Here is a 12,039-nt window from a genome sequence, read left to right as displayed (position 1 = left end):
GGTAAATCAACAAAGTCACTTTTCATCTGACTAAACTATTCAAAACAAAAACTGAGGGTTAATAGTACTAAAAACTCCTTACCGCTTGAGTGTAAAGTGTCCGCTGTACTTTTTACCATCACTTTGCTGAAAACTAAACCAATAATCAGATTCTGGCAATGGCTTTCCTGAATAGGTACCATCCCAACCCAAGTCATTTGGTTTCATCTGTTTTATTACTTTACCAATTCTATCGAATATAAAAATTTGAGCGTCAGGGAAATATTCTGCTCCTGATATATTCCAATATTCATTAATGGTATCTCCATTGGGTGTAAAAAACTTCTGATATCCCAAAGCAATTACTTCCTTACTTAATGTTCTACAGAGCAATTTATCCCGAACAGAAACGGTATATACCCCAGGATATACCGTAATTACACTACTATCTTGATAATTAATACCATCCACTGAATATTCAAAATCACCAAAGCCATTTACTTCTACTTCTAAAGTTACTAAGTCAGAAAAACCACTATTATTCACCTTAAAATCTTCTGGAAGATCTGAAGATACAACTACAAAGCTTACCGTATTTTCACAGGATAGTCCATTTGTTGTTTGCGTTACTCGCAAACTATGCACACCCAATTCAGTTACCGTAAAAAACTGATTACCACTTAAAATATTTCCTAATTCATCATACCATTCCCATGTTTCAAAATCTCCACCATCAATTGTTGGATTGGGACTATCTGCACAGATTACATACTGATTATTTAAGGGTGGTTGTGGTCGTAAATTGACCGTTATGATAAAGCTGGTGGTTTCATAACAATTTGTCCAATCAATAGGTTCTATCCTAGCATAAATGGTTTCTTGGAATGCCTCTGCATTAGTATAACTTACTTTATCTAAAGGATTGCTACGGATGTTCGCATCTTCCTGAGATGCATAATAATCAATATTAAAATTTGCGCTATTTTGCCCCCCCAATACTTCCGTATCCTTGTTTTCTAAATTAAAAGTGGTAAAACCATCATTAGTGAGATCGGTATCACAGACCAGGATATTGCTCGGGGTATTTGCTATAATTGCAGGAATAACTTCTATGGTAAAACTTCCCGTTTCAAAACACTCAGGATCCGTGATATTGTGAATCCTAAAATAGAGCTCTTGCCGATTACTCGTGTTTTGATAATTTGTTGCAACCGCATTGGTGTTCCCGACCGCATCTGCCAAAGTTTCAAAATATTGCACCCTAAATTCAGTAGCATATTGTCCATTTAGTACTTCTACATCTTTTTGGCTCACATCAAAATTATAAAAACCGTCTGAATTTGAATCACAAGCCGTCCAGTCTGCAACAGGGTGTAAAACAGCCGCTTTCTTTACAATTAAATCAAAAGAACTTATCTGATAACACAAACTGCTATTCGCATTTTCTATTCGTGCATATACGGTTTCTATAGGATATGTATTTGAATATAATTTTGGCAACGGATCAACACAGTTTTCTTCGGCTTCTAACTGACTTTTGAAATAAGTTATAGAGAAATCTGTGGCAGACTGACTCCCCAAAACTTCAGCATCTTTTAAAGACAAATCAAATTCAACGATATCCTGTAAACTACAAACTTCATAATTCGTTGGTGCATTAGCCGTAGGAACATCGTAAATGGTAATTTCCCGTGTCTCTGTTTTACTTGTGGTAGCAGTGGTAATCAATGCAGTGACAGTATATTCTCCAGGAACAGTATAATTATGGCTTGGATTTTCTAAAATACTGGTAACTCCATCACCAAAATCCCACAATATACCAACAATGGGATCACGAGAATATACACCAAATTCCGTACTATCTCCGAAACAAAAATTTACTGCTTCTATTCCTAAATTAAAATAGGAGGTAATAAACTGAGGGAGACCAAACAAACTTGACCCCGGAGAAATTTGAATTGCTTCAAGCTCAAAATCACAGTCTGTAGCAGAACTATTTGGATTTTTAATTACACTTAAATAATTCTCACCTGAATTTGCGACATAAATTTTACCATCTAGACCCAATTGCATTGCCCCATAGCTACCTGGAATAGTAGGTGTAATTTGTATTGCTGTCCCTAAGATAGTAGTTAAATCGTAATTTGAAATATCCAATTGATAGATAGAAGTTTCACGAACATAAGGATTTGGATATGATCCAATAGTGTAATAAATTTTAGTATTGTCTGGGGAAAACTCTACACCATAGGCAATATCTGGTTTAAAATCATCACTTGGCAACCTAGTATCAAAAAAGCTTTCTAAATTTAAAGGATTACTTAGAACACCCGTTGTAGAATTAAACCGAAAAACTTCATGCACATAAGAACTGTATGTTGTTAACGCTATAAATTCTCCATTCGGAGAGGCTTTCATAGACCCAAGACTACCAATACCACCATAATCGCCAGTATGTACTTCTCCTACAGCCGTAATAACTGGTGTTGCTGAAACTCCAGATGCCGTAACCAAATATGCTAAAAACTCGTTACTTTTGTACCGGTGAGTAACTACCCAAATATCGGTACCATTGGTATGTTTTACTGCGGTTATTTTTTCGGTAACATCGACAGATAAATGGGTGTTCTTGGTTGTCACATCTCCTAGTCCACCGTTTAATGACATATCTACGATACTGTAATTAAGACCTTTCCCCTCTCCTCCTTGGTCTAACGTAAAGATTATGTAGGAATTAGGAATGCCTACATAAGGAATAATTATTGCAGCCTGTGTACTAGATTCATGTCCAAATAAACCAAATCCATTTGGCATTGGATTATGATTGCGACTCCATACCGTTACACCATTGGTATAGAACAAAAGCGTACCATTGCTATCAGATATAGTAGCACATCCTTCTCTTGTAAACATAGCACCATCTGTGAGCGCTACAGGAGCTCCACTGTTAAAATCCAAGCCAGCATTACTACCAAAATACCATATTGCAGCCTCTTTTTGGGCAAGCCCATTCATGATAAAACAAAAACAGAAAAAAAATGAAATGCGTAACTTCATAGGTAAGTTTTCGTGTTAGCCTAAAAGATATAAAAATAATATAACCCATGTTCAGAAAACAATTGCCTCTGTTCTTTACTGCCTACATTTAGAGTATCATTTTGATAACAATGAGTTCTAATTAATCTGCAGTATATATCAGCGGAAAAAATTTACCTTCCATTTTCTTCCCTTTGCCAATCACCGGAACACCTTGCAATAATTCATCATCTGTATTACTAATTGTTCCATCTGCAAAAACATTCAATACAAAAGCTCTTCTGCTTCTCGCTGACTTATTTTCATAAGAACCATGAACCATTAGTGGATGGTGAAAAGTAGCAAATCCTTTCTTGAGCTCAATTGGGATGGGCTGAAATTCTTTTTTCTGCTCTGCTGTTAAGGAGGCTAACAATCCGTTCATATTTCCTGCCAATTCTGGCTTCTCTAGCAAACCCCAGTTGTGACTTTTAGGAACATAATGCAAGCAACCATTTTCGGTGCTAGCATCATCCAAACCGGTCCAACATGTGAGGTGTTGCATGGCCGTTGTACGAGTCCAGTATGAATAATCTTGATGCCAAGCAACTACGCCTCCATGCTTTGCTGGTTTACAAAACAATTGATCATGCCAAAAACGAACCGGTTTATTTCCCAACAATTGACTGGCTGCCATAACAAATGCAGGGTTCCATATAGCATCGTGAAACCCCTCTGAAATACGCCAATGCCCTAACGAATGAAATAAAACGGAATTGGCATCTGATGATTCATTACTATGAAACTCATAAAATAAATGATGTGCAGGATGATTGGGATCCCTAATTTCAGCTAATTCTTTGTTTAAAGCATCTACCTGCCATTCTTCCAATAATTTAATTCCCGATAAGTGACCATACTCATTATAATACGCCAACTGATCTTCAGTTAACTTATATTGCTCCCACTCTTCTTTAGATGCAGGTTGCTTAAAAAGCTTGGAAATACATTCATGGTAATCTGCTAAATCTCTAACCTTTGACATAACTAATGACTTAAATTTTGTTTGACTTATTTAGCGTTTCTAATTAGATATTAGTATAGCATATGTGTCTTAGCTTATTTTATATAGTTTATCTTCTAGGACTACCTGTATTTGTACTTATTCTAGTAGCAAAAACACATCCTTCCCTAGGTTGATAGTCTTACCAAAATCAGTAACTTCTTTTAAAAAACTCCTACCTTACTGTTCTATGGTTTCTTTATTTTCTTGTTCTGTGGGGCACCTAGATAAATAGCACCCTTCCGTTGTTTTTATCTATGGGCCTTAGCCCTTCCACATAGTAACCGCTTTATTAAACTGTCACATACAATAAAACCATTTACGGATTAAATTAGGCCAATGCTAGTTTTACTTCTTTTCAACTTAGGAACTATAATTGTATTACAATATGTAATTTCATTAGCAATTTAAAGATTATCATTTTGTCTTAAACAACTCAAATCAAAAATAAAGTTAGATATCAAATTTTTTATATATTCCTCGCAACTACACCAATTTCATAGCTGCTTTCATATAGCCCATAGCATAAGCCATACCTGCATACCAAGGCGCGTCACAGGTCATTTGCGGTGTATGATCTGGAATAAGTACCCCTTGATAGTTATTTTTCTTTAAAATTCGGAGAATCCGAATCATATCAATATCCCCTTCATCTACAAAAACCTCTTTATAAGTGGGTACTTTCCCTACTACATTTCTAAAGTGGATATAAGATATTTTATCTTGTTTACTGTACTGATCAGTAGCCTCATACACATCACCTTCTGTCATTTCTGACAAGGAACCCAAACAAAATTCTAGCTTATTTGCCTTGCTCGGTTTCATATCGATTAATTTTTGATACAAATCTGGTTGATACACCAAACGCGGTGTATCTCTAACATAAGGCATAGGAGGATCATCGGGGTGTGCTGCCATAGATACCCCTGCTTCTTCTGCTACCGGTATTATCTCATCCAAAAAATACTGTAATCTACTCCACAATTCTGCGTGACTAATTTTTGCTATTGTGCCCTCTGGAGCATTTTCATCATACACCATATTCCAAGCCATTCCATTAGGTATGGGTGTCTCGTCTACCCCTTCCATTCCAACAGACATTGCCCCGCCTCTGGCATAGGCTCCTTGTGAACGAGAAGCTACTCCTGCAATTGAAAAATTATAACCAAAATTGGGAATTCCAGCAGCTCCTACATTGCGGATTAACTGTTTTATGTCTTCCATTTGCGCCTTCTTTTTAGGGCCATCTAAAAGGATATCATGCCAATGCGAAGGATCAAAATTTTCAATGGCTTCTAATACTAATCCCTGAGCATTGATTTCTTTTTTTATTGCAATAAGTTCTTCAACACTCCAAATAGGCGTTCCTATGCCAGCCTTGCCCCAGCCTTCTGATTTCCCTACAGGCTGATTGCTATCTTCATCCTTCTGAGCGTGGCCAAAATAATCGACCAAATGAATTACCAAATGTGTGGCCCCACATTGCTTTGCAAATCTGTAATTATCTACCGTAAGCATGTGCCTATACAAACCAAAACCTAATTTCATATTTTTTATTTTATTTCGAAACTTATGCCGTTTCTTACCCTTAACTTAAAATACAAAGAAAGCATCAATTTTATTAAAATCTTATGAATTGAGTACTTTTTTAGCCAATTTTAAAAATATTTTTATCACACTTTTAGTTATTTTTAAGAAACTAAACCATTTATTTTGGTACTACTCGTGTTTTATATACTTTAGTGAACTAACGAATAACGAACATGAATAACCTTTTTGATATTAAAGATAAAGTTGCTGTAATTACTGGTGGCGCTGGAGTTCTGGGAAGTACTGCAGCAAAAAGTTTAGCCATTGGCGGAGTAAAAACCATACTTCTAGGACGTAATCTAGAAAACACTCAAAAAGTAGCTGACGAAATAAACAAGAATTATGGTGAAGCACAGGCTTTTAAAGCAGATGTATTAAATAAAACCGAATTAGAGGCCGTGCGGGATAAAATATTAAATACCTATGGTAAAATAGATATACTTGTCAATATTGCCGGAGGTAATTTACCAGGTGCAACTATTGGACCAGATCAGACAATTTTTGATCTAAATATGGATGATTTTGACAAAGTTTCTAAATTAAACCTACAAGGCACTGTGATCCCCAGTATCGTTTTTGGCAAGGTGATGGCTGATCAAAACAGCGGTGTCATCATAAACTATTCTTCTATGGCAGTTCCACGTGTAATTACCCGTGTAGCAGGCTACTCTGCCTCCAAAGCTGCAATGGAAAACTTCACCCGTTGGATGGCTGTGGAAATGGCAACAAAATACAATGGTAATATTAGAGTAAATGCAATTGCTCCTGGTTTCTTTATTGGAAAACAGAACAAAAGCCTACTCACCAATACAGATGGATCTTACACGGACAGAGGTAACACTATTATTAAAAACACACCTATGAATCGTTTTGGAGAAGCTGATGAACTTAATGGAGCACTTCATTTTTTATGTAGCAATGCTTCTAAGTTTATTACTGGTGCCGTAATTCCTGTCGATGGAGGTTTTAGTGTTTTTAGCGGAGTTTAATCTTATTTTATGAAAACAAATATGCAGCAAACCTGGAGATGGTACGGGCCAAAAGATCCCGTGAGTTTATCCGATATTAAACAGGCTGGCGCAACCGGTGTTGTTACTGCTTTACATCATATCCCTAACGGAGAAGTTTGGACGGAAGCGGAAATTATAAAACGCAAAAAAGAAATTGAAAACTCAGGCCTATTCTGGTCTGTGGTAGAATCTGTCCCTGTACATGAAACTATAAAAACTCGTTCAGGAGACTATAAAAAATACATTGCTAATTACAAACAGAGTATCATAAATTTAGCGGCCTGCAACATCGGTGTAATTTGCTATAATTTTATGCCCGTATTGGATTGGACTAGAACTTCTTTAGATCACCCAATGGAAGATGGTTCTAAAGCATTGTTTTTTGAAATCGCAGCTTTTATAGCTTTTGATGTTTTTATCTTACAAAGACCTAATGCAAAAAAAGATTACAGTACCGTACAATTACAGAAAGCAGCGGCTTATTTTGAGCAAATGTCTGCGGATGACATACAGAAATTAACGAACACCATAATTGCAGGTTTACCTGGGGCAGAAGAAGGCTATTCATTAACCGAGTTTCAACAAGTATTAGATAGTTATACCACTATAGACGCGGAAAAACTTAGAAACAATTTGGTTGCCTTTTTATTAGAAATTATCCCCGTTGCAGAAAAAGAAAATGTACTGATGTGTATTCATCCAGACGACCCTCCTTTTCCTATTTTAGGACTACCAAGAGTAGTAAGCACTTTAGAAGATTACGCTTTTATTTTCAACAAAGTACCTGCTATAAACAATGGCATCACCTTTTGTACTGGCTCCTTAGGTGCTAGGGCAGATAACGATTTATTGGAGATTTTCAATGCCTTTTCTGACCGGGTACACTTTTTACATTTACGCTCTACAAAACGAGATGCCGAAGGTAATTTTTACGAAGCCAATCATTTGGAAGGTGATGTAGATATGTATGCTATTGTAAAAGGAGTATTGATAGAACAAAATAGACGACTTACATCGGGGCGCAAGGATTATGCAATTCCAATGCGACCAGATCACGGACACCAAATGTTAGACGATTTAAAAAAACATACAAATCCAGGTTATTCTGCCATAGGAAGGTTAAGAGGATTGGCAGAATTAAGGGGATTAGAATTAGGAATAAAAAATAGCTTATAAGATGGTATTTAAAGACACCAATACATTTATCACTGATGATTTTCTGTTAAGTACAGAAACAGCAAAACAATTATACCACGAGTATGCCAAAGACCAACCTATCATAGACTATCACAATCATTTGTCGCCTAAAGTAATTGCAGAGAACAAACCCTTTGCCAATTTATACGAAGCTTGGCTAGAAGGCGACCATTACAAATGGCGTGCAATGCGGGCAGCTGGAGTTGAAGAAAAATACATTACTGGGACATCAACTACGCCTTGGGAAAAGTTTGAAAAATGGGCAGAAACGGTACCCAAAACAGTTCGAAACCCATTATTTCACTGGACACATTTAGAATTAGAACGCTATTTTGGAATTAAAGAAATTCTTCAGCCATCTACCGCGAAGAAAATTTATGATACGGCTAACGAACAATTAAAAACGCTTACCCCTAGAAAACTGTTACGCAAACTAAAAGTGGTCACCCTCTGCACTACAGATGACCCTATAGATACCTTAGAACACCATCAATTTTTAAAAGATAATTATACTGAAACCGCAATTTTACCAGGCTTTAGACCAGACAAGGCCTTAGACATAAATCTTGAATCTTACACCTCTTATTTAAATTCTTTAGAAGCTTCTTCTGGTATTACCATAAAGAGTTTAGAGCACTTACTAGCGAGTTTAGAACAACGTGTAAATCACTTTCACAACAATGGCTGTAGGGTTTCTGATCACGGTTTAAACAACATTCCGGCTACACCTTACACAGAAAATGAAGTTAATGCCATTCTCAAAAATCGCCTTGCCGGAAAAATTCCATCGGCAGAAGAAACCCTTCAATTTAAATCTTGTGTGCTATACGAACTTGCAAAAATGTACCATAAAAAAAATTGGGTACAGCAATTTCATTTAGGCCCTATTAGAAACAACAACAGCAAGCTAATGCAAGAATTAGGTGCAGATGTAGGTTGTGATTCTATTGGTGATTATCCACAGGCAGTTACCATGTCTGCTTTTTTTGACAAACTAAATAAAAACAAAGTATTAGCGAACACCATTACTTATAATCTAAACCCAGCAGACAATGAACTCTTTGCTACAATGATGGGGAATTACAATAGTGCTGAGGCTAAAATGCAATGGGGAAGTGCATGGTGGTTTTTAGATCAAAAAGATGGGATGGAAAAACAAATAAACACCCTCTCCAATTTAGGTTTACTAAGTACATTTATAGGAATGCTTACGGATAGTCGTAGTTTTTTATCCTATCCAAGACATGAATATTTTAGACGATTACTCTGTAATTTAATTGGTACTGATATAGAAAAAGGAGAGCTCCCCGCTGATATCGCTTTTTTTGGTAAGCTAGTAGAAAATATTAGTTACAAAAATGCCGCTAATTATTTTAATTTTTAAAAACACAAACACAACTTATTATGCGTAGAATATTTTGGATTTTAGTAGTTCTCTTCGCTTTTTTGGGGTGTAAAGAAAGCAATGGCGTAAACACCTTGTATTTAGCTCATTCTTTACCACAAGCCCATCCTGTTCACAAAGGTATTTTGGAATTTAAAAAAGCAGTTTATAAAAAATCCAATGGTAAAATGGATGTTAAAATATTTCCGGATGGTCAACTGGGATCTGAACGTGAAGTACTAGAATTAATCCAGATTGGAAGTGTAGCTATTACCAAAGTAAGTGCAGCAACCTTATCTAATTTTGTGCCCGAATATCACGTTTTAGGCATTCCTTATTTATTTAAAAACGAAAAACACAAATTTGATGTGTTAGAAGGAAAAGTTGGAAAATCTATTTTAGAAAAAGGAAGTAAATTTTGGTTAAGAGGTCTGTGTTATTATGACGCAGGTAGTCGAAATTTTTACACTTCTAACAAAGCAATACGAACACCGGAGGATTTAAAAGGGTTAAAAATTAGAGTTATGAACAACCAAATGGCTATTAATATGGTGAATGCTTTAGGCGGTTCACCTACCCCAATGTCATTTGGAGAATTGTATACCGCCATTCAACAAGGTGTGGTAGATGGTGCTGAAAACAATTGGCCTTCTTTTGTATCTTCCAATCATTTTGAAGTGAGTAAATACTATACCATAGACCAACATTCTGCGGTACCTGATGTGTTACTTATTGGTACAAAATATTGGGATAAGCTTTCTGAACAGGAGAAAATATGGATTCAAGAGGCTGCAGATGAATCTGCACAAGCACAAAAACAATTTTGGAAAGAGTCTGTTGAAGAATCTATGGCCATTGCCAAAAAAGCAGGCATAGAAATCATTTACCCTGAAACTTCCCTATTTCAAGAACAATCAAAATCCGTACTGATTGAGTTTCAAAAAGACCACCCAGAATTGGATTACATCATCAATGAAATACAAAAATAATACCTATGAAAACAGCAGATTTTTTGTTCAATAAAATATGTAGGGTTTTAGAAGTAATGCTCGTTGCCATTTTCGGATTATTAGTAATAGACGTGTTAGGACAAGTATTTTCGCGTTACATTCTAAATCAATCCTTTGCTTTTACTGAAGAACTCGCACGCTTCTCTTTAATTTGGTTGTCTATCCTTGGCGCGGCATACCTAAGTGGAAAAAGGGAACATTTAGCGATGGATTTTATGTATCAAAAATTTTCACCTCAGCTTAAAAAGAAGACCTTGATCTTTATAGAGATAAGCATCTTTTTATTTGCTTTAATAGTGATGGTCATTGGTGGTTTTAACCTTGTTTACACCACTTTACATTTAGAGCAATTATCAGGAACCTTACGTGTTCCCCTTGGCTATATATATGCCATCTTCCCCGTAAGTGGTCTACTTATCATGTTTTTTTCCGCCTACCATATGGGAAAAATTATTACCAACCAAATTACCGAATAGTATGAGTATAGAAATCATAAGCATTATCGTTTTATTTGTAGTCTTTTTTATTTTATTACTACTTAAAGTTCCCGTTGCCTATAGCATAGGAATTTCTACAACCATTAGTTTACTTCTTAATATTGACAACTTACCTGGTATCACGACCATTGCCCAACGGATGACGACTGGCATCGATAACTTTGCCCTGCTCGCTATTCCATTTTTCGTATTGGCTGGTGAGATTATGAAACGGGGGGGTATTGCAAACCGACTTATTAATTTTGCAAAGTCATTAGTCGCTAGCTTGCCTGGTGGCTTGGCGTATGTAAACGTATTATCCTCCATGTTATTCGGTGCTATCTCTGGATCTGCCCTTGCGGCAACATCCGCCATTGGAAGTATCATGACAGACAGAATGGAAGATGAAGGCTATCCTCGGGAGTTTAGTGCTTCAGTAAATATAACCTCATCTACCACCGGTTTATTAATTCCGCCGAGTAATGTATTAATCGTTTATGCCTTGGCAAGTGGTGGCTCGGCCTCAGTAGCAGCACTATTTATTGCCGGGTATTTGCCGGGTATTTTACTAGGATTTGCGATTATAGCCTATATTGCATTTGTAGCTATCCGACGTAAATTTTCTAAAAGCGAACGGGCACCTTTTTCTTTAATCTGGGAATATTTTAGAAAAGCATTTTTTAGTTTACTCCTATTGTTTGTCGTAGTTGGAGGTATCGTTGCCGGTATTTTTACCGCAACCGAAGCTTCTGCAATTGCTGTACTATACGCGGCTATCCTAGCCTTAGTTTATGGGGATATTAGCACCAAAGATTTTCCTTCCATTCTACTGGCAAGTGCTAAAACTACTGCCGTTGTGATGTTTTTAATTTGTACGTCTATGGCAATGTCGTGGTTGTTCTCTTTTGAAGGGATTCCTGAGCTTATCAGTAGTTTCTTATTGGAACAATTCAGCAATAAAATTGTCATCTTTTTAGTCATTAATTTAGTACTCTTGGTTATTGGAACATTTATGGACATTACGCCAGCAGTTTTAATTTTTACACCTATATTTTTACCGGTAGTCGTTGCTTTGGGTATGCATCCCGTACATTTTGGTATTGTATTGGTTTTAAACCTTTGTATAGGGCTGTGTACGCCACCTGTAGGGACTATTCTCTTTGTGGGAAGTGGTATTGCCAAAGTATCCGTGACGCAAGTTATAAAGCCGCTGATACCATTTTTACTCATTATGGTATTTGTACTGTTTTTAATTACCTACATTCCGCAAATCTCCATGTTTTTACCAAACCTATTTGGATTGTAAACCGGTAAG

9 protein-coding genes are annotated in these 12,039 nt (G+C 36.5%); 6 read left to right on the top strand and 3 right to left on the bottom strand.

Annotated elements, in window-relative coordinates; translation table 11 throughout:
- Window positions 1-78: 78 nt before the first annotated feature.
- The 3 genes from MWU65_RS03995 to MWU65_RS03985 all read right to left on the bottom strand — a co-directional run bounded on the left by MWU65_RS03995 (window position 79) and on the right by MWU65_RS03985 (window position 5,605).
- Window positions 79-3,036 carry a T9SS type B sorting domain-containing protein gene (locus MWU65_RS03995; protein WP_247075877.1) on the bottom strand — a complete coding sequence of 986 codons (2,958 nt, stop codon included), beginning with the start codon at window positions 3,034-3,036 and terminating at the stop codon, window positions 79-81.
- A 121-nt stretch (window positions 3,037-3,157) separates the two neighbouring features.
- Window positions 3,158-4,039, bottom strand: coding sequence for a phytanoyl-CoA dioxygenase family protein (locus MWU65_RS03990; protein ID WP_247075876.1), 882 nt, complete (start codon window positions 4,037-4,039; stop codon window positions 3,158-3,160).
- A gap of 504 nt (window positions 4,040-4,543) precedes the next feature.
- A complete protein-coding gene (locus tag MWU65_RS03985) occupies window positions 4,544-5,605 on the bottom strand; it encodes a mannonate dehydratase (RefSeq protein WP_247075875.1) in 1,062 nt (353 codons plus the stop codon).
- A gap of 215 nt (window positions 5,606-5,820) precedes the next feature.
- Here MWU65_RS03985 and MWU65_RS03980 point away from each other — a divergent pair, with 215 nt between their 5' ends.
- Genes MWU65_RS03980 through MWU65_RS03955 form a run of 6 tightly spaced genes read left to right on the top strand, consistent with a single transcriptional unit; the run spans window position 5,821 to window position 12,030 of the window.
- Window positions 5,821-6,636 carry an SDR family oxidoreductase gene (locus tag MWU65_RS03980; protein ID WP_247075874.1) on the top strand — a complete coding sequence of 272 codons (816 nt, stop codon included), beginning with the start codon at window positions 5,821-5,823 and terminating at the stop codon, window positions 6,634-6,636.
- Between the two features lie 21 nt (window positions 6,637-6,657).
- The gene (gene uxuA, locus MWU65_RS03975; protein WP_247075906.1) at window positions 6,658-7,833 is read left to right on the top strand and encodes a mannonate dehydratase; all 1,176 of its coding nucleotides are present in this window, start codon (window positions 6,658-6,660) and stop codon (window positions 7,831-7,833) included.
- A 1-nt stretch (window position 7,834) separates the two neighbouring features.
- Window positions 7,835-9,238, top strand: coding sequence for a glucuronate isomerase (uxaC, locus tag MWU65_RS03970; protein ID WP_247075873.1), 1,404 nt, complete (start codon window positions 7,835-7,837; stop codon window positions 9,236-9,238).
- A gap of 20 nt (window positions 9,239-9,258) precedes the next feature.
- The gene (locus MWU65_RS03965) at window positions 9,259-10,227 is read left to right on the top strand and encodes a TRAP transporter substrate-binding protein (protein WP_247075872.1); all 969 of its coding nucleotides are present in this window, start codon (window positions 9,259-9,261) and stop codon (window positions 10,225-10,227) included.
- Between the two features lie 5 nt (window positions 10,228-10,232).
- Window positions 10,233-10,724 (top strand): TRAP transporter small permease, encoded by a 492-nt coding sequence (locus tag MWU65_RS03960; protein WP_247075871.1) that lies wholly within the window; start codon window positions 10,233-10,235, stop codon window positions 10,722-10,724.
- Between the two features lies 1 nt (window position 10,725).
- Entirely contained in the window at window positions 10,726-12,030 is a 1,305-nt protein-coding gene (locus MWU65_RS03955) for a TRAP transporter large permease (protein ID WP_247075870.1), read from the top strand.
- The last annotated feature ends 9 nt before the right edge of the window (window positions 12,031-12,039 follow it).

Origin of the sequence: Cellulophaga sp. F20128 (assembly GCF_023015805.1) — a bacterium.
Taxonomy (GTDB): Bacteria; Bacteroidota; Bacteroidia; order Flavobacteriales; family Flavobacteriaceae; genus Cellulophaga.
Note: the sequence above shows the minus strand (reverse complement) of the source record. Positions and strands in the feature narration are given on the sequence as shown.

What these genes read in the sequence shown, in the direction of transcription:
- MWU65_RS03995 (WP_247075877.1), bottom strand. Translation starts at nt 3,036, where the DNA reads ATGAAGTTACGCATTTCATTTTTTTTCTGTTTTTGTTTTATCATGAAT.
- MWU65_RS03990 (WP_247075876.1), bottom strand. Translation starts at nt 4,039, where the DNA reads ATGTCAAAGGTTAGAGATTTAGCAGATTACCATGAATGTATTTCCAAG.
- MWU65_RS03985 (WP_247075875.1), bottom strand. Translation starts at nt 5,605, where the DNA reads ATGAAATTAGGTTTTGGTTTGTATAGGCACATGCTTACGGTAGATAAT.
- MWU65_RS03980 (WP_247075874.1), top strand. Translation starts at nt 5,821, where the DNA reads ATGAATAACCTTTTTGATATTAAAGATAAAGTTGCTGTAATTACTGGT.
- uxuA (WP_247075906.1), top strand. Translation starts at nt 6,658, where the DNA reads ATGCAGCAAACCTGGAGATGGTACGGGCCAAAAGATCCCGTGAGTTTA.
- uxaC (WP_247075873.1), top strand. Translation starts at nt 7,835, where the DNA reads ATGGTATTTAAAGACACCAATACATTTATCACTGATGATTTTCTGTTA.
- MWU65_RS03965 (WP_247075872.1), top strand. Translation starts at nt 9,259, where the DNA reads ATGCGTAGAATATTTTGGATTTTAGTAGTTCTCTTCGCTTTTTTGGGG.
- MWU65_RS03960 (WP_247075871.1), top strand. Translation starts at nt 10,233, where the DNA reads ATGAAAACAGCAGATTTTTTGTTCAATAAAATATGTAGGGTTTTAGAA.
- MWU65_RS03955 (WP_247075870.1), top strand. Translation starts at nt 10,726, where the DNA reads ATGAGTATAGAAATCATAAGCATTATCGTTTTATTTGTAGTCTTTTTT.